This is a genomic window from Streptomyces niveiscabiei (assembly GCF_001419795.1).
In the GTDB taxonomy this organism is placed as follows: domain Bacteria; phylum Actinomycetota; class Actinomycetes; order Streptomycetales; family Streptomycetaceae; genus Streptomyces; species Streptomyces niveiscabiei.
Genome location: NZ_LIRL01000247.1, coordinates 179 through 18169 on the forward strand (window position 1 = coordinate 179; position 17991 = coordinate 18169).

At 72.2% G+C, this 17991-nt stretch carries 14 protein-coding genes and 1 pseudogene; 5 read left to right on the plus strand and 10 right to left on the minus strand.

Translation table 11 applies throughout. The annotated features are described in order from the left end of the window. The 3 genes from AOK24_RS13190 to AOK24_RS13200 all read right to left on the minus strand — a co-directional run. Nucleotides 1–1287, minus strand: a 1287-nt coding sequence (locus tag AOK24_RS13190) for an FAD/NAD(P)-binding protein (protein ID WP_240553872.1), incomplete at its 3' end; no start/stop codon positions are given. 41 nt (nt 1288–1328) lie between these two features. After that, on the minus strand, nt 1329–2327 hold the full coding sequence (locus tag AOK24_RS13195; protein ID WP_055720245.1) for a methyltransferase: 999 nt from the start codon (nt 2325–2327) through the stop codon (nt 1329–1331). Nucleotides 2328–2363: 36 nt separating this feature from the next. Continuing rightward, nucleotides 2364–4004 carry a class I adenylate-forming enzyme family protein gene (locus AOK24_RS13200; protein ID WP_079056796.1) on the minus strand — a complete coding sequence of 547 codons (1641 nt, stop codon included), beginning with the start codon at nt 4002–4004 and terminating at the stop codon, nt 2364–2366. 229 nt (nt 4005–4233) lie between these two features. Here AOK24_RS13200 and AOK24_RS13205 point away from each other — a divergent pair, with 229 nt between their 5' ends. The 3 genes from AOK24_RS13205 (at nt 4234) to AOK24_RS13215 (ending at nt 7843) form a co-directional block, all read left to right on the plus strand. After that, nucleotides 4234–5898, plus strand: a complete 1665-nt coding sequence (locus AOK24_RS13205; RefSeq protein ID WP_055720247.1) for an FAD-dependent monooxygenase — start codon at nt 4234–4236, stop codon at nt 5896–5898. 149 nt (nt 5899–6047) lie between these two features. Then, on the plus strand, nt 6048–6893 hold the full coding sequence (locus AOK24_RS13210; protein ID WP_055720248.1) for an AfsR/SARP family transcriptional regulator: 846 nt from the start codon (nt 6048–6050) through the stop codon (nt 6891–6893). A 143-nt stretch (nt 6894–7036) separates the two neighbouring features. Then, complete coding sequence (locus AOK24_RS13215; RefSeq protein ID WP_055720249.1) at nt 7037–7843, plus strand: SDR family NAD(P)-dependent oxidoreductase; 807 nt, start codon at nt 7037–7039, stop codon at nt 7841–7843. A gap of 108 nt (nt 7844–7951) precedes the next feature. Here AOK24_RS13215 and AOK24_RS13220 read toward each other — a convergent pair whose 3' ends face one another. The 4 genes from AOK24_RS13220 to AOK24_RS13235 all read right to left on the minus strand — a co-directional run bounded on the left by AOK24_RS13220 (nt 7952) and on the right by AOK24_RS13235 (nt 12885). Then, nucleotides 7952–8599: a cupin domain-containing protein gene (locus tag AOK24_RS13220; protein ID WP_055720250.1), complete on the minus strand. Its 648-nt coding sequence runs from the start codon at nt 8597–8599 to the stop codon at nt 7952–7954. Between the two features lie 93 nt (nt 8600–8692). After that, nucleotides 8693–10351 (minus strand): FAD-binding oxidoreductase, encoded by a 1659-nt coding sequence (locus AOK24_RS13225; RefSeq protein WP_079056797.1) that lies wholly within the window; start codon nt 10349–10351, stop codon nt 8693–8695. Between the two features lie 199 nt (nt 10352–10550). Next, nucleotides 10551–12161 carry an FAD-binding oxidoreductase gene (locus tag AOK24_RS13230; RefSeq protein WP_079056798.1) on the minus strand — a complete coding sequence of 537 codons (1611 nt, stop codon included), beginning with the start codon at nt 12159–12161 and terminating at the stop codon, nt 10551–10553. A 61-nt stretch (nt 12162–12222) separates the two neighbouring features. Then, nucleotides 12223–12885, minus strand: a complete 663-nt coding sequence (locus tag AOK24_RS13235; protein ID WP_055720251.1) for a class I SAM-dependent methyltransferase — start codon at nt 12883–12885, stop codon at nt 12223–12225. Nucleotides 12886–13159: 274 nt separating this feature from the next. Here AOK24_RS13235 and AOK24_RS13240 point away from each other — a divergent pair, with 274 nt between their 5' ends. Both AOK24_RS13240 and AOK24_RS13245 read left to right on the plus strand, forming a co-directional pair. Further along, nucleotides 13160–13732, plus strand: a complete 573-nt coding sequence (locus tag AOK24_RS13240; RefSeq protein ID WP_240553874.1) for a flavin reductase family protein — start codon at nt 13160–13162, stop codon at nt 13730–13732. Nucleotides 13733–13801: 69 nt separating this feature from the next. After that, a complete protein-coding gene (locus AOK24_RS13245; RefSeq protein WP_055720252.1) occupies nt 13802–15379 on the plus strand; it encodes a 4-hydroxyphenylacetate 3-hydroxylase N-terminal domain-containing protein in 1578 nt (525 codons plus the stop codon). 41 nt (nt 15380–15420) lie between these two features. Here the strand turns inward: AOK24_RS13245 and AOK24_RS13250 are convergent, their stop codons facing one another. The 3 genes and pseudogenes from AOK24_RS13250 to AOK24_RS13260 all read right to left on the minus strand — a co-directional run. Next, the gene (locus AOK24_RS13250) at nt 15421–16320 is read right to left on the minus strand and encodes a bifunctional transcriptional activator/DNA repair enzyme AdaA (protein WP_055720253.1); all 900 of its coding nucleotides are present in this window, start codon (nt 16318–16320) and stop codon (nt 15421–15423) included. After that, nucleotides 16320–17696, minus strand: a complete 1377-nt coding sequence (locus AOK24_RS13255; protein WP_055720254.1) for a class I adenylate-forming enzyme family protein — start codon at nt 17694–17696, stop codon at nt 16320–16322. The genes AOK24_RS13250 and AOK24_RS13255 overlap by 1 nt, the downstream gene beginning before the upstream one ends. Nucleotides 17697–17721: 25 nt before the next feature. Next, nucleotides 17722–17991: pseudogene (locus AOK24_RS13260) on the minus strand (3-dehydroquinate synthase II); the annotation flags it as partial.

Here is a 17991-nt window from a genome sequence, read left to right on the forward strand (position 1 = left end):
GTCGAGGGCGGCCTTCAGCGGGCCGCTGAGGTTGCCGGCGCGTGCCTCGCGGACGTCCTGGGCGAGGTACTCCAGCAGCCAGTCGCGGAACTCGGGGCGGCCGGTGAAGACGCGTGCGCCGTAGGGCCGGGTGATCCGCTGCCAGTTCCAGCGGTCGGCGGCGGGGATGCCGTACGTGTCGAGGAGGCGGTGTTCGTCCTCGTTCGTGGGGGCCGCCAGGTAGCGGTCGACGAGGGTGGCGCGTTCGTTGTCGCGGCCGGTGGCGGTGAGCAGGGTGCCGTAGTAGACGCTCTCGACCTCCTTGGCGATGAGTGTCCACACGTCGGTGCCGAAGTGGATCCGCTCGCCGTCCCGCGCGCGGGCCAGGAGGTTCGCTGTCCGGGCGGGGGTGAGCAGCCGGGGCAGGTGGCGGCCGTGCGGGCCCTTCTCGTTCTCGCCGCGCGCGTGGTAGGGGATGCCGCGCCGGGAACCGGCGTACAGCTTGGGCTCGTTTCCGGACGGCAGGTAGCGCAGCCGGTCGCCCGTCCGCTCGAACCGGCCGCCGCGCCCGGTGGTGAGGAGTGCCATGTGGTCGAAGAAGTTCAGGCCGAGTCCGCGCAGCAGGACGGGCCGGCCGGGTGCGAGCGCGGACAGGTCCACGTCCGCCGGGTTGGCGGGCAGGATGTGGACGAGGCCGTAGGTCCGCGCCTCGTCGGCGGTGCGTGCCTCGTCGGGTGAGGGCTGAGCGGGTACGTGGCCCTGGGCGAGCACCACCGCGTCGAGTCCGGTGAGCCGGGTGCCGTCGTCGAGGGTCACGGTCTGCGCGGCGCCGGGGCCGGTGTCGTCGACGGCGACGGCCAGGCGCCGGTGCACCTGGACGGTGACGTGGCCGGGGGCGCCCTCGACGATGCGGTCGAAGCATTCCTCCAGGTAGCGGCCGTACAGGGCGCGGCTCGGGTACGCGTCGGGTCCGATGCGCCGGGCCTCGGCGAGCAGGGCGCTGTCCTGCGGCGGGGCGAGCGCGGCGGCCCACTCGTACAGGCTGGGTCCCTCCTCCACCGGCCCGTCCATCGTCACGCTGTGGTCGGTGTAGACGGTGACCTGGGAGGCCACGGTGTTCATGAGCAGGTGCCGTGACTGGGCGGTGCGCCAGACCCGGCCGGGGCCGGGCCGGTAGGGGTCGACGACGTGGACGACGACCGAGGAACGCGACGCGGACTTGCGCTCGTTGGCGCACAGGCGCTCCAGGACGGACAGGCCCCGGGGTCCGGCGCCGACGACGCAGACCGTGAGGTCCCCGTTGCTCATCTCGGCTTCTCCGTCAGGTGCCGGAAGGGGCGGGTGCGCGCTCACGCGGCAGCCGCGACGAGGAGGCTGGTTTCGAGGGCGAGGGGGTGCACGGTTTCCAGGCGCAGTCCGGCGGCGGACAGGACGGCGCGGTAGCCGGGGAGGTCGCGTTCCCGGCCGCCGGCGGCCATGAGGAGGTGCAGGTCGTACAGGAGCGGCAGCAGGGTCTCCCCGTCGGTGGGGACGATCCGTTCGAGGATCAGCAGCCGGCCGTCGGCGGGCAGGACCGCGCGGATGCGGGACAGCAGGGTCACGCAGTGGTCGTCGTCCCAGTCCTGGAGGACGCGGGAGAGCAGGTAGACGTCGCCGCCGTCGGGCACGCCGCGGAAGATGTCGCCCGCCCGGGTCTCGTAGCGTCCGGGTCCGACCGCCGCGTCGAGGTGGGCGGTGGCGACGGGCACCATGTGGGGCTGGTCGTAGAGGATGCCGCGCAGCCGGGGGTGGGCGTTCAGGACCGTGCCGAGGAGCATGCCGCTGCCTCCGGCGACGTCGACGACGGTGTGGTGGCCGGCGAAGTCGAAGGCGTCCAGGACGTCGGGGAAGAACACGGTGCCGGCGTTCATCGCGCGCTGGAACCGCAGTCCCGCGTCGGGGTCGCGGAGATGGGCGTGGATCGTTTCGCCGAAGGCGTGCTGGAAACCGGAGGTGCCGGTGCGTACGGCGGGGACGATCGCGCCCCAGGCGCGGTGGAACTCGTCGCCGTAGATGCGGACCATGTCGCTCAGGGAGTGGTCGGTGCCGGTGCGCAGGAGTTCTCCGGCCGGTGTGAGCCGGTAGCCGTCCGGCGCCGGTTCGAAGATGTCCATGGCGGTCAGCAGCCGCATCAGGCGCCGCAGGGCGTCCGGGTCGGAGCCGGTCCGCTCGGCGAGGGTCTCGTCGGTGGTGTGCCCGGCGGCCAGCTGGTCGGGGATGCCGAGGGCGACCGCCGCGTACAGGGCCTGTGCCTGCCAGGTGCCGGTGATGATGTCGACGATCCGGCGCGCCGCTTTGTGGTCGGGCATGGTCGGTCCTTTTCTTCGCGGGCGTTCGGCGTGCCGTCAGGGCGCGGTGGTGGCGGCGGAGTCGGTGGCGGGCCGGCTGAGCAGGTCGTGGTGGCGTTCGCGCAGCACCCGCTTGAGGGTTTTCCCGGTGACGCCGACGGGGAGGTCGTCGCGGGTGCCGGCGACGACGAGGGCGGCCAGCCTCGGCAGTCCCGCACGGTCCAGGGCGGTGTTGCACACGGCCAGCAGGTCGGCGGCGCTGCGGTGGATCCCGTCGGTGTGGTGGACGACGGCCGCGGGGCAGGACCTGCCGGGCTGGCGCGGGTCGGCGACGGCGACGACGGCGGCGTCCAGGGCCTGGGTCGTGTTCAGGACGACCTCTTCGAGGGGCAGGCTGTGGATGTCGCCGGCCGCGGTGCGGATGACGTCGGGGGTGCGGTCGAGGTGGTACCAGTTGCCCTCGCCGTCGTGGCGGACGATGTCGCCGGTGAGGAAGTAGCCGTTGAGGACCGACTGCTTGGTGAGTCCCGGGTCGTCCCAGTAGCCGGGGGTGACGCTGGGGCCCTTGACGCCGAGCATGCCGGGCTGTCCTGCGGGCAGTTCACGCCCGGACGGGTCGAGCGCGGCGGCCTTGCGGACGACGCCGACGGGTTTGCCGATGAAGCGGCCGTAGTGCTCGGAGCGCGCGGTGTGGGCGGCCTTGAACAGCACCATGCCCATCTCGGAGGAGCCGAGTCCGTCGAGGTAGACGGAGCCGGTGCCGGGTGCGCCGAGGGCGACCAGGGGGCGGATGTGGCGTTCGTGGGAGGCGTCGCCCATGCCGTTCCAGGTGTGGACGAGCCGGGCGGCCTCGGGGCGGATCGCGGCCGGGTCGACCTCGGCGAGGGTGAGCGGGAAGCCGAGCACGACGGTCGGCTTGAAGGCGTTGACGGCGCGGGTCACGCGCTCGCCGCTCGCCTGGTCGAGGACGAGGGTGGGGATGCCGAGCAGCAGCGCCATGGACAGGTAGCTGATGCCGGCCGAGTGGCTGTGCGGCAGGGCGGTCAGGAGCCGGTCGGTGCGGCGGGACGGGAAGGTCCACAGCCGTACGCGTTTGCCGACGAAGAAGGACCGGTGGTGGAAGACCGGTGCCTTGGGGCGGCCGGTGGTTCCCGACGAGTGGGAGATCATCACCAGGTCGTCGTCGGCGTGCCGGTGCGGGAAGGACGGCAGGGGGGCGCCCGGGCGTACGGCTTCCTCGTCGAGGGCGCGGATGTCCACGAGGTGCGGCGCTGTGCCCGGCTCCCGGTGGGCCGACGCGAGGTCCTTCAGCAGGTCGGCGTCGCCCACCACGAGGCCGGTACCGGTGCGCGCGAAGTACTCGGACGCGGTCTGCGGCGCCATCCGCGGATTGCAGTGGACGGCCGCCGCTCCCAGGCTCGTGACGGCGATGTGGTGCAGCAGGCCGTACAGCCCGTGGCCGGTGCACAGGCCGACGTGGGACCCGGCGCCCACGCCCTGCTCGCGGTACCAGTGCGCGTACCTGAGGACGGTGACGCGGATGTCGTCGAGGGACATGCTGTGCCACTCCCGGTGTTCCCAGCCCGGCCTGGTCACGTCGGGGTGGAACAGAAGCGGACGGTTCCGGTCCTTCGAAATCCGCCAGGCGTGCCAGAAGAAATTCCCCGCGCCGAGATGAGGGTCGGCGTAGAGGCGCATACGCTGTACAACCGACCGGTGCGTGCCCAGGAGAAACATCGGTTACCTCTCACTCCGCCGGACTTCGAGAAGGCGATCAGGTCTGTCAGCAGAGTGTCCAGGCGTCAGCTAAAGGTCCTCTCCAGAAGGCGTTGTCCGATTCCCTGAGCGGCATCTCCAGCAATCCTTCAGAAGGCGTTGCGAAGATGACGCGGGCATATCGCGGAAAACTCTTCCTGGAGGCCACTCGATGGACCGCCACGACCGTCCCGCGCGCACGCCGGTCGCCATCGTCGGAGGCGGTCCCGTGGGGCTGCTGCTCGCCCTGTTCCTCGACCGTCACGGGGTCGCGTCGGTCGTCTTCGACACCGAGGACTCGGTGCTGGACGAGCCGCGCGGCAGCACGCACAACGCCCGGACGATGGAGCACTACCGCCGCCTCGGCCTGGCCGCGCGGGTCAGGGAACTGGGGCTGCCCGGCTCGCACGACGCCGGTATCTCCTTCTTCACCCGCTACAGCGGCCGGCTGCTGGCCCGGCTGCCGTGGCCGGGCGCCGACGCGGTGCGCGCCGCGGTGGCCGCCGCCGACCGCACCGACCAGGTGCCCGAGCCGATGCACCGGGCGAACCAGATGTACGTGGAGCGGCTGCTGTGGGAGCACGCGGCCACCCGGCCCGGCGTCACCCTGCGCTACGGCCACCGGGTCACGTCCGTGCGCGAGGCCCACGGCGCCGTCGTCCTCGGCACGGAGGGTCCGCGGGGGCCGCGCACCTGGGTGGCCGGGTACGCGGTGGGGTGCGACGGCGGGCGCAGCCTGGTCCGCCGCTCGCTGGGCGCCTCGTACGCCGGGGAGGGGTCGCTGGAGCAGGACGTACTGGGGCGCAGGGCGACCGCCGCGCGGCTGCGGGTGCCGGGCCTGTACGGGCGTTTCCTGCGCGAGCACGCCGCGTGGAGCAACTGGGTGTTCAACGGGGAGCTCGCCATCAACCTGATCGCCCTCGACGGTGACGACGAGTTCTTCCTGCTCACGAGCTCGGCCGACCCGGACGACCCCGACGACGGCGCGATCGTGGAGCTGGTGCGCCGCGCGGTCGGCGTGCCCGTCGAGGTGGCGGTGCGCGGGCGGCGGGCCTGGACTCCGGGGGCCGCGCTGGTCGCCGAGCGGTTCGGGCGCGGACGGGTCTGGCTGGCCGGGGACGCCGCGCACCTGTTCACTCCCAACGGCGGGTTCGGCATGAACACCGGGGTCGACGACGCCGCGAACCTGGCCTGGAAGCTGGCCGCCGCGGTGCAGGGCTGGGCGGGGCCCGGCCTGCTGCCGTCGTACGAGGCGGAGCGCCGGCCCGTCGCCCTGCGTAACACCGCCGCCGCGCGGGGGCTCAACATCGCCCTCGGCGCCATCGAGCGGCCCGGCGCCCTGGAGGAGGACTCGGCCGCCGGCGCGGCGGCGCGGCGCGCGACGGCGCAGCGGCTGGCGCGGTACGGGCTGCTCACCATGGCCACGCTCGGCGTGCAGCTGGGCGCCCGCTACGACGGCTCGCCCGTGGTGATCCCCTCCGGCGACCCGCCCCCGGACGACTTCACGTCGTACACGCCCTCGGGGGTGCCCGGCGGGCGGGCGCCGCACCTGTGGCTGGACGACACGCACGGCGCGGGCGGTTCCCTCTTCGACCGGTTCGGGACCGGGTTCACGCTCCTGAGCCTGCGCTCCCGCCACCACGACACGTCCGGTCTGGAAAAAGCGGCCCGCGAACGAGGAATTCCGTTTTCCGTGGTGCACGTCGACGACCCGGCGGGCCGGGAATTGTACGGTCGCGACCTTGTTCTCGTACGCCCCGATCAACATATCGCCTGGCGGGGCGACCGGGAGCCTCGAAATCCGGCGGAAATACTCGCTCGCGTCACCGGCCATTAGCTCCCGGACGGAATCTTCCGGTCCGCTCGGGAGTTGCCAAAGTGGCTCCCGGATTTTTCGCCTCGGGGTGGCGTCGTGGTTACCGTTACAGCGTTACCGACCGGGCGCATATCCGTGGAGAGGTAATGCATTTTTGCATCCTTGGAGCCATGTCCGTCACCGAGAACGGCACCGACAGGACCCCCAGCGCACCCAAGCACCGTCAGATGCTGGTCCTCCTGCTCATGAACGCGAACCGGGTGGTGTCGATGGCCCAGTTCATCGAGGAGCTGTGGGAGTACAGCCCGCCCCCGCGTGCGGTCGCCGCCGTCCACACCTATGTCATGCAGCTGCGCCGGATCCTGCACGGCGACGGCGCACCGTCGGCCGCGGGCTCCTCGGGCCGGCTCGTCACCCGCGACCAGGGCTATCTGCTCCGCGTCCAGGACGGCGAACTCGATCTGCACGCCTACGAACAGCGCCTGCGTGCCGGGCGGGCGGCGCTCGACGCCGGGGCCCTCGAAGCGGGCGTCCGGCACCTGCGGGCCGCGCACGCCCTGCCGGGCTTCGTCGACGCGCCCACCGGGCCACTGCTGCGCGCCGCCCTCGCCGCGACCGAACGCGACCGGGGCGAGTCCGTCGTCCGGCGCGTCGACGCCGAACTGCGGCTCGGCCGCCACCATCAGCTGCTCCCCGAGCTGGCCTCCCTGGTCCACCAGGACCCCAGCGACGAGCGGCTCACCGGCCGGCTGATGCTGGCCCTCTACCGCTCCGGGCGCCGCGCCGACGCCCTCGGCGTCTTCCACCGCCTCTGCCGCGTCCTGCGCGACGAACTCGGCACCTCGCCCCACGCGCACATCCACCACCTGATCACCGACATCCTGGTCGGCCACCCCCGCCTGGAGGCCCCCTCCTCGGCCGAACCGCACCTCTCCCTGGACACGGTCGCCCTGCCCCCGCGCACCACCCCGACCGGCCGCTCCGCCACGTCGGACACCGTGCTCCTGAGCGTGTAGGCCCCCTCCCCCGGGACGCGGTCACGCGCCCACCGCTCCCCCTGCAACCCGATGGCGGTCGCCGGTGTTTCACCTGACGAGAGCGCACCGCAGGGCTCTCCCCTGCCTCCCGGGCGAGGGCCTCGACCAAGAGAAGGACAAGCATGGACCTCAAGCTTTCCGGCCGCGTGGCCGTGGTGACCGGCGCTTCCAAGGGCATCGGCCTGGCCGTCACCCGTTCCCTGCTCGCAGAGGGTGCCAAGGTCGTCGCGGTCTCCCGCAAGAGCACGCCGGATCTGGACGGGCTCGCGGGCCCGAACCTGCTGCACGTGTCCGCCGACCTGATGGACCCCCAGGCCCCCGGTCAGGTCGTCGCCCGCGCGGTCGAGCACTTCGGCGGTCTGGACATCCTGGTGAACAACGCGGGTGGCCCGCCGCCCGGCATCTCCATGCCGCGCACCGGCTTCTTCGACAGCAGCGACGAGCAGTGGCAGGCCGTCATCGAGTTCAACCTGTTCTCGGCGGTCCGCGCGATCCGCGCGGCCATCCCGCACATGCTGGAGCGCGGCGGCGGCTCGATCGTCAACGTCTCGACCGGCATGGCCCGCCAGCCCGCCCAGGTCAACATCGAGTACGGCGCCGCCAAGGCGGGGCTGTCCAACCTGACCAAGGCGCTGTCGGAGGAGTTCGGCGGCCAGGGCATCCGCGTCAACACCGTCTCGCCGGGCGCCGTGCTCACCGCGTGGTGGACCGAGGAGGGCGGCGCGGCCGACATCATCGCCGGCATGGCCGGCGCGGACCGCGACAGCATCATGAACACCGTCGCCCCGCAGATGATGGGCCAGGTCACCGGCCGTCTCATCGACCCGCAGGAGGTCGCCGACGCGATCCTGCTGCTGGCCTCACCGCGTTCGGCGAGCACCACGGGCTCGGACTACGCAGTCGACGCGGGCTTCCACAAGTCGTTCTGACCGACGGCATCACGCACCGCAGCACCACGACGGCCTCACTCGCCGCAGCACCACAGCGAAGGACCCCGGTGGCCACCGGGGTCCTTTCGTGCCGTCGGGGCGCCCCGCTCACACCCGGCCCCCGTAGCGGCGGAGCTTCTCGGCGACCGCCTCGGGCAGGTCCTCCACCTCGGCCGTCTCCAGCGGTCCGCGCTCCAGGTACTCCGGGTTGCAGGCCTGGTAGCCGAGCAGCCGGGCGAGCGGTGCCAGGGCGCCGTTCACCAGGCGCTGGAGGGGCCAGGGGCGGTCCGTGAAGCGCAGGACGTCGGAGAACTCCCGCATGGTCACGGCGTGCTGGAGCAGGTTCGGGCGGCCCTCGGCGTCGGTCTTGCCGTCCTGGGCGAGCCCGAAGAGCTGGCGCAGTATCAGCTGCTCGAACCGGTCGGCCCGGTTGACCAGTTCGACCACCGCGAACGAGGTCTCCTTCTCGGTGTTCCCGAACCACCGGTGCACCGTCCCGGCCGGCACGGTCACGGTCTGCCCGGTCTCGTCCAGGACGACGTCGCGTCCCCCCACGTGCACCCGCAGGCTGCCGCGCACCAGCGTGAAGATCTCCTCGCTGAACGGGTGGGTGTGATAGCCGGCGGCGAATCCGCCGGGCTCGACGTACAGGTCCATGACCGCGCGTTCACCGCCGGTGTGCGCGGCGGGCGTCCTGATGACGATCTTCTCCCGGCAGCGCGGGTTGTAATAGACCTCGCCCGGCCGAACAGTCATGTGTCCTCCGTAAGTTGTCGGGTGGCCCGGGAGGGCCGGATGTGGCTTATGTGTCCTTGCCTTCAGTGGCTTCCCAGGAGTGGCCGTCCGGCGTCAGGGCTGCTTCGGCAGCCGCACGGACTGGCTGTGCCGGAACACGTTGCGCGGGTCGTAGGCCGCCTTGACCTGTTGCAGCTTCGGGTAGCCGCCCTTGTAGTACAGGGTGTACCAGGGCACGCCGGAGGTGTTGTAGGCCGGATCGTGCAGGTCGATGTCCGGGTAGTTGACGTAGCAGCCGTCGGTCACCGCGTTCGGTACCGGGACGCCGCCGGTGTCCGCGTACACGCCGTGGAAGAACTCCCGGATCCACCGCAGCGACAGGGCCTCGTCGGCGGGGTCGGTCCACCAGATCATCCAGGCCGCCTTGTACGCGGAGCCGCGGTGCGCGGACGCGGTGGCGTCCGGGGCGACCGCGGCGACCTGGCCGCCGAAGGAGCTGAGGAGCACGGACGCGGTCGGGTTGACGAGGTCGGTGCGGGTCAGGTGCCGGTAGAACTCCTTGACGTGCCCGGCGGGCATGGCGGTGCGGTAGTAGGCGGACTTGAAGTCGCCCTTGAGGCTGGGGTCGTTGAGCGTGGGGTTGGTGGTGCCCAGGTAGCGGGCCGCCTGGAGCCAGGGCATCCGGCGCGGCGCTGCGAGCTCCGGCATGGCCGCCAGCTCGCCCATGGGGACGGTCAGCGGCTGGTGCGCCACGTCGACTCCGGCGGTCATGGCGGCCAGGAAGCCGTCGAGGATCTTCTCGGCGTCCGGTGTGGTCGCGTCGACCTGGGTGATCAGGCCGATGGCGCCGTTCGACCGGTGGTTGAGCGCCAGCATGCTGACGAGGTTGTCGCCCGGGGTGCCGGGCTTGAGGTACTTGGCGTGCCAGTCGCCGTAGTTCTTCACCAGGCGGGCGAACCGGCTCTCGGTCATCTCCGCCCAGGGCCAGGAGACCGCGCTGACGAGCACCTCGGCGGGCGGCTGCGGGAGCAGTGCGGACGGGTCGGTGCCGGTGGCGCCGGGCGAGCGGAAGAAGAAGCGGGTGACGACGCCGAAGTTGCCGCCGCCCCCGCCGGTGTGGGCCCACCACAGGTCGCGGTCCGGGTCGGTGGTCTCGCGGGTCGCGACTCTGGCGCGGGCGACGCCGTCGGCGTCGACGGTCACGACCTCCACGCCGTAGAGGTGGTCGACGACCAGGCCGAGGCGGCGGCAGAGCAGGCCCCAGCCGCCGCCGCTGACGTGGCCGCCGGCGCCGACCTGGAAGCACATGCCGGCCGGGATGACGACGCCCCAGGTGCGGTACATCCGCTCGTACACGTTCAGCAGTTGGGCGCCCGCCTCGACGGCGATGGAGTTGGTCCTGGCGTCGTAGGAGACCTTGTTCATCTTCGTCATGTCGAGGACGACGCGGACCTCGGGGTTGAAGACCCAGTCCTCCCAGCAGTGGCCGCCGCCTCGGACGGTCAGCCGCTTGCCGGCCGAGACGGCCTGCTGCACCACCTGGACGACCTGGTCGGTGGTCTCGGGCAGGCACACCTTCTCCGGGGCGGCGACCCAGCGCTGGTTCCAGCCGCGCACCAGGTCCTGGTAGCGCTTGTCCTTGGGGGTGACGACGGTGACCGGTTCCGCGGCCGGTGCCGTCTCCGCCGCCCGGGCGGGCGCCGCCTGGCCCGTGCCCGCCAGTACGGCCGCTCCGCCCGCCGCGCCCCCCGCGAGGAACTTCCGCCGTCGCATGCCACCCGTTTCTCGCGCCATCGTCCCCACTCCTCGGTGTTCGGGCCATGTCGTGACGCGTGCCACGCTAAAGATCGGGCCGGGGCGGGGGCACCCGCGGAAGTTGCTGTCGTAACCGGGGCTTCCCGGGCACGGGAACACCCCGGGGCGCCGCCGGGGGTCCGGCGGCGCCCCGGGGTGTCCGGGTGGTGGGCGTGCGTCAGTCGTCGGGCAGTTCCACGGACTGGCGGTGGCGGAAGAAGTCCCGCGGGTCGTAGGCCCGCTTCACCTGCTGGAGCCTGCGGTAGTTGTCCTTGTAGTACAGGGTCGCCCAGGTCGCCTCGGACTTGTTGTACTGCGGGTCGCCCAGGTCGGCGTCCGGGTAGTTGACGTAGCAGCCGTCGGTGACGGCGTTGGGGACGGGCACGCCACCGGTCTCGACGTAGGTCTCCGCGTAGCTCTCCCGTGTCCACGCGATGTACTTGGCGTCGTCGGCCGGTTCGTTCCACAGGACGGACCAGAGCATCTTGAAGGCGGCGTCCCGGTGCGAGCAGGCGGTGTCGGCCTGCCCGACCGCGTGGGTGCGACCGCCGTAGGGGGTCAGCTGGATGTTGATGGCCGGGTTGTCGATGTCCGTGCGGGTGAGGTGCTTGTAGAGCGTCTCGGCCTGCCGCCTGGGGAAGGTGGCCTTCATGTACGCCGACTTGTACTCGGCGCGCAGCGTCGGGTCGTTGAGCAGCGGGTTGGTCGTGCCGGCGAACCGGGTGGCCTGGAGCCAGGGCAGCCGGCGCGGTGCGGCGAACTGCGGCATGGGGGCCACGAGTTCGCCCATGTGCTCGGTCAGCGCGCCGGGGCCGACGGTGATGCCGCCGCTCATGTGCGCGAGGTAGGCGTCGAGCATCTTCCGGGCGTCCGGGGCCGCCGCGTCGACCTGGGTGACCATGCCGATCTGGCCGTTGGAGCGGTGGTTGAGCAGCAGGAAGCTGGTGAGGAAGCGGGTCGGGCTGTCCGCGCCGATGTTGGCGACGTGCCAGGACGCGTAGTTGCGCACGAGCCGGACGAACTCCTCCTTGCTGAGGTCGCTCCAGGCCCAGGACACGGCGCTGAAGAGCACCTCCGCCGGCGGCTTGGGCAGCAGTTTCGCGGGGTCGGTGCCCTTGGCGCCCGGGGAGCGGAAGAAGTAGCGGGTGACGACGCCGAAGTTGCCGCCGCCCCCGCCGGTGTGGGCCCACCACAGGTCCCGGTGCGGGTCGTCCGCCTCCCGGGTGGCGACGACGGTCCTGACCTTGCCGTCGGCGGTGACAGTCACGACCTCGACGGCGTACAGATGGTCGACGACCAGTCCGTCGCGCCGTACGAGCATGCCCCAGCCGCCGCCGCTGACGTGGCCGCCGACGCCCACCGAGTAGCAGATGCCGCCGGGGATGGTGATGCCCCACGTGGCGTACAGCTTCTCGTACACGTCCAGCAGGCGGGCGCCGGGCTCGACGGCTATCGCGTTGTGTTCGGGGCTGTGGTAGATGCGGTTCATCCTCTGGAGGTCGAGGACGATGCGGGTGCCGGAGTTGTAGACGAAGTCCTCCAGGCAGTGTCCGCCGCTGCGGACGGTGAGCCGTTTGTTCTTGCGGACGGCCTCGGCGACGACGGCCGCCACCTGTTCGGGGGCGTCGGCGACGCGGACGGACTCCGGGCTCGCGACGTACCGGGCGTTGAGGGCCCGGACGAGGTCCCGGTACTGCTGGTCGGCGGGGGTGACGACGACCGCGCCGGCCGGCCGCGCCGTCTTCGGCGGGGCCGGGTCGTGTTGGATGCCGGGTGGGTTGTGGACCATGCTCATACCTCTTGAGGACTAGTGCCGGCGAAAGTGCCCTGCGTGGTGCGGCGGGCGGGGTTCAGCGTTTGAGGGCGAAGGTGAGGCCGTCGGCGAACGGCAGGACGCTGAGGTCCACGCGCTTGTCGTCCCGCACCTTCGCGTTGAAGGCGCGCAGCGCCACCGTCTCGGAGTCCTGCTGCGTCTCGTCGAGCACCGCTCCGTGCCACAGCACGTTGTCCACGACGACCAGCCCGCCGACGCGCAGCAGGGTCAGCGCGGCCTCGTAGTAGGCCGCGTAGTTCTCCTTGTCGGCGTCGATGAAGACGAGGTCGAAGGAGCCGGCCGCGCCCTGCTCGGCCAGCAGGCCCTCCAGCGAGCGGCGCGCGTCACCGACGCGCAGGTCGACCTTGTCCGCGACCCCGGCGCGCTCGGCGAAGTCCCGGGCGACCGCCATCCACTCCTCACTGATGTCGAGACCGGTCACCCGGCCGTCCTCGGGGAGCGCCAGGGCGGTCGACAGGAGGCTGTAGCCGGTGAAGACCCCGATCTCCAGGGCGCGCCGGGCCCGGGTCGCCTTGACCAGCAGGGAGAGGAACTGCCCCTGTTCTGGGGAGATCTGCATGAGGGCGAGCGGGAGTTCCGAGGTCTTGACCCGGAGTTCCTTGAGCAGATCGGGTTCTCGCAGGGAAATATCGGCCACGTAGTCCTGTACGGCCTCATTCACCTCGACTTGAATACGCATGGGACCCCCTTGTTCCGCTTGACGACCCCTCCGACCTGCGGGAACGTGGGAGGTGCCGACCTTATTCCGCTCTCCTACCAGAAAAGCTAAAGCGCGCGACAGACGCGAGTCAAGGAAATCCCGAGCGGCCGGTAATCCCTGGACCGGTTCTTCAGCGACCTCTGGAACAATGCCCAGGGAATACCGCCCGGAGGCGCGTTCACCGCTTTTCTTCGCCGCGCTTCTTTTCGCGTCGGTCCCGTCGATCCCGCCGTTTTATCGAGAGGACTCTCCCGTGACCGTGAGGTTCGAGCAGCGTGCGCTCAGGGAGTGCCTCGGGCAGTTCGCCTCGGGTGTCACCGTCGTCACCACCGGCGACGGCGGGGACATCCACGGTGCGACGGTCAGTTCCTTCGTCTCGGTGTCGCTGGACCCGCCGCTGGTGCTGGTCTCCCTGGACCGGCGCAGCCGCACCTGCGAGCGGCTCGGGGCGTGTCCGGCGTTCGGGATCAACGTGCTCGCGGCCGGCCAGCGGGAGCTGGCCCTGCTCTTCGCGGGCCGGGGGCAGGAGCCGGCCGCGGGGATCCGCTGGGAGGGGGACCCGGCCGCGCCCCGGCTCGCGGGCTCGGCCGCGCACTTCACCTGCGTCCCCTGGGCGGCGTACGACGGCGGCGATCACGTCCTGCACGTCGGCGAGGTGCTGCGGTTCGAGGTGTCCGGCGGGGAGCCGCTGGTCTTCCACGCCGGGGCGCTGGGCGGCTTGCGCCGGCCGTCGGGCCGGTCGGCGTGGACCGGCTCGCTGGACGGGCCCGCCCACGGCTGGGCCGCCGACTTCAGCGTCCTGGCCGCTCCGGGCGAGCACCTCTGAGGCCCCCGCTCCGACGGGGCCGGCCGCCATCCACCACCACAGGGTCACCGACCGGACAAGGAAGAGGACATGACGCTTCAGCACGGCGACGCGGCACCGGGCGCCCAGGCGCCGACGACGCGCCCGCTCACCGGGGACGAGTACCTGGAGAGCCTGCGGGACGACCGGGAGGTCTACCTCTACGGGGAGCGGGTCAAGGACGTCACCGCCCACCCGGCGTTCCGCAACTCGGCGCTGATGACGGCCCGTCTGTACAACGCCCTGCACGACCCCGCGCACCGGGGTGTGCTCACCGCGCCCACCGACACCGGCAGCGGCGGCTTCACCCACGCCTTCTTCCGCACCCCGCGCAGCGTCGATGACCTCGTCGCCGACCGCGAGGCCATCGCGGCGTGGGCGCGGATGACGTACGGCTGGATGGGCCGCAGCCCCGACTACAAGGCGGCGTTCCTCGGCACGCTCGGCGCGAACAGCGACTTCTACCGGCCCTACGAGGCCAACGCCCGCCGCTGGTACCGGGAGTCGCAGGAGAAGGTGCTGTTCTGGAACCACGCGATCATCCATCCGCCGGTCGACCGGCATCTGCCGACCGAGCAGGTGCAGGACGTGTTCGTGCACGTGGAGAAGGAGACCGACAACGGGCTGGTCGTCTCCGGCGCCAAGGTCGTCGCCACCGGTTCGGCGATCACGCACTTCAACTTCATCTCGCACTACGGTCTGCCGCTGCGGGACCGGAAGTTCGCCCTGGTCGCCACGCTGCCGATGGGCGCGCCGGGTCTGAAGCTGATCTGCCGGCCCTCCTACGCGGCGAACGCGGCCGTCATGGGCAGCCCGTTCGACTACCCGCTGTCCAGCCGGCTCGACGAGAACGACACGATCTTCGTGCTGGACAAGGTGCTCATCCCCTGGGAGAACGTGTTCCTCTACGGCGACGCCGACCGGGTGAACAGCTTCGCCCCGCAGTCCGGTTTCCTGGAGCGGCTCACCTTCCACGGCGCGATCCGCCTCGCCGTGAAGATCGACTTCATCGCGGGTCTGCTGCTCAAGGCCGTCGAGATGACCGGCAGCAAGGACTTCCGCGGCATCCAGTCCCGCGTCGGCGAGGTGCTCGCCTGGCGCGACATGTTCTGGGCGCTCAGCGACGCCGCCGCCCGCAACCCGCAGGAGTGGAAGGACGGCGCGCTGCTGCCGCGCCGGGAGTACGGCATGGCCTACCGCTGGTTCATGACGATCGGCTATCCCCGGATCAAGGAGATCATCCTCCAGGACGTGGCCAGCGGTCTGATCTACGTCAACTCCAGTGCCGAGGACTTCGCCAACCCGGAGATCAGGCCCTACCTCGACAAGTACGTCCGCGGCTCGAACGGCTACGACTCGGTGAGCCGGGTGAAGCTGATGAAGCTGCTGTGGGACGCGGTCGGCACGGAGTTCGGCGGCCGGCACGAGCTGTACGAGCGCAACTACTCGGGCAACCACGAGCAGGTGCGCACCGACATCCTCCAGGCCCAGGCGGCGAGCGGCCGGCTCGACCAGTACAAGGGCTTCGCCGAGCAGTGCATGGCGGAGTACGACCTGAACGGCTGGACGGTGCCCGACCTGGACTCCTTCAAGGAGCTGCGCGGCAACAGGAACGGCCTGCGCGGCTGAGTCCGGGCGACGGCGTACGGCGGGCCCCCTGCCGTACGTCGTCACCCCGCGCGCAGCTCCCGCGCCGCCGGGGCCCGGCACTCCTGGAGCTCCTGCCGGATCCGTTCCTCCAGGCAGACCCGCAGCATCCGCGCCGGCAGCAGGTCGCGCCCCGGCTCCGGGACGTCGGCGCGGGCCAGTGCCCGTGCCACCAGTGCGGTGAACCACGCGTCGGCCGCCCGGTGTTCGGCGCGCGGGAACAGCTGCGTGAGCCGGGGCCGCAGTCCGGCGCCCGCCGTGTCGCGGCCCGCGAACAGCACCGCGCACACGCCTTTGCCGGCCGCGGCCACGAGCACCGGGCCGAGCGGGGACGCGCCCAGCGCGGACCGGATCACCTCGCCGTCACCGCCGGCGCGGAACGCCTGCGGGGTCATGCCGAGGATCGCCGGGGAGGCGGCGTAGAACTGCCCGTTGGAGTTGAAGCCGGCCTGGTAGATGGCGTCGGAGACGGTGCGCGCCGCGACGAGTTCCCTGCGCACGCGCCGGGCGCGCGTCGCCGTCCAGTACGTGTACGGGGTGACGCCGGTCGTCGCCTTGAACATCCGGTGGAAGTGGAAGCGGCTGTAGCCGGCCGCCCGGGCCAGCGCGTCGAGGTTCGGCGGCTCCAGCGCCCCGTCCATCAGCCGGCAGGCGCGGGCCACGGTGTCGGTGTAGTACCGGTGCGGCACGGGCTCGTCCGGGTGGCAGCGGCGGCACGGGCGGTAGCCGCGGGCGCGCACCTCGTCCAGGGAGGAGTGGAACTCGACGTTCTCCCGGCGGGCCAGCCGCGCCGCGCAGGAGGGCCGGCTGTAGATGCCGGTGGTGCGGACGACGTAGTAGAACGCGCCGTCCGCCGCCCCGTCCCGGTGCTGCACGGCCCGCCAGCGCTCGGCGTCGGTCGTGTACGCGCCCCGCCCCGCCATCACGGTCTCCGGCCCGTACGGGCGCGGTGCGCGGCCCGGCCCCGCTCCTGGAGCCGGGCGCGGTCGCGCAGCACCTTCCCGCTGGCGGACCTGGCGAGTTCGGGCACCAGGGTGATGTGCCGGGGCACGGCCTGTTCGCCGAGGAAGCGGCGACACCAGGCGGACAGGTCGTCCCGGGCCAGTTCGGCGGTGCCGGTCACCTGTGCCTCGACCGGGTCGGGCCCCAGCACCACGGCCTCCCGGACGTGGCGGTGGGCGCACAGCACGGCCTCGATGTCGACGAGTCGGGCGCCGGAGGCGGTCCGCCCGTCGCGTCCGCGCAGGCTCAGGGCGCCGGTCGCCGGGTCCCGGGAGACCAGGTCGTGGGTGGCGAGCCAGCCGCCGGCCCACTGCCGGCCGTCGTAGGGGTAGGGGCAGCCGGGCACCTGGACCTGGAGGGTTCCGGCCCGCAGCCGGGTGCGGACGCCGGGCAGCGGTACGCCGATCGAGCCGGGCCCGTACTCGCCCGTGGGGTCGGCGGAGATCAGGCCCGTCTCGGTGGTGCCGTAGGCCTGGCCGATCAGGACGCCGTGGCGCCGGGCGAACGCGCCGGCGGTCTCCTCGGGCAGGGCGTCGCCGCCGGAGACGGCGAGCCGCAGCAGGGGCAGGCGGGTGCCGGTGGCGGCGAGCGCGGTGTAGTGGCGCGGTCGGCCCAGCACGACGTGGGAGCGGGCCGCCGCCTCGGTGAACGCCGGGTCGGTGGCGGCCCGGGGGAACACCACGGTGGCGCCCACGGCCAGCGCGTGCAGCACGCCGCCGATCAGCGCGAAGGAGTGCGCGACGGGTTCGAGGACGGCGACCTGTTCGCCGGCCCGTGGCATGGCGGCGAGGGTGGCGGTCCGGGCCAGTTCGGTGCGCAGCGAGGCGGCGGTGCGGCCGGCCGCCTTGGGCCGGCCCGTCGTGCCGGAGGAGAACTGCACCAGGCAGTGCGGGGTGGTCGCGGGCCGGCCGCCGCGCCTGCGCCGGACGAGCACCTCGCACTCCCCCTCGAAGACGTCCTCGCCGTCGTGCCGTCCGCGCAGGGTGAGGACGAACTGCGGGGCGCTCAGGGCGAGCAGCGTCTCGCGCTCGGCCCGGTCCAGGGCCGGTTCCAGCAGGATCACCTGGGCGCCGAGGGACCACAGGGCGAAGACGCACCACAGCTGGGTGAAGCTGGGGGTGCCGTGGACGGCCACCGTCGCGCCCCGGCCGATGCCGTAGGCGGGCAGGATGCGGGCCAGTCGTGCCGTCTCCTCGCGGAGCGTCCCGAACGGGACCGCGTCGCCGGCCCGCGCCCACACGGCCCTCGGGTCCGCGGCGGCGAGCAGGCTCGCGCCCCACCAGCCTTCGTCACTCATCGTCTCTCCGGGCCGGCGGCGCGGCTCACTTCTCGACGCAGAACTCACCGACGGGCCAGCCGACGTGCCGCTTGTCGGTGGCGACGTGGCCGAGGACCTGGTCGCCCTTCTCGAGTTCCGTCACGTTCAGCACGGCGGCGCCGGGGCCGAGGACCCGGACGTGCCAGTCGTCCTGGACGATCAGGTTGACCTGGACGCCTTCGGGCGAGACCGCCCGGATGCTCAGCAGCGGCCGGGACTCCAGCTTGATCCGGCCGACCACGATGCGCCGGGTACGGCCGTCGGCGCCGACGGC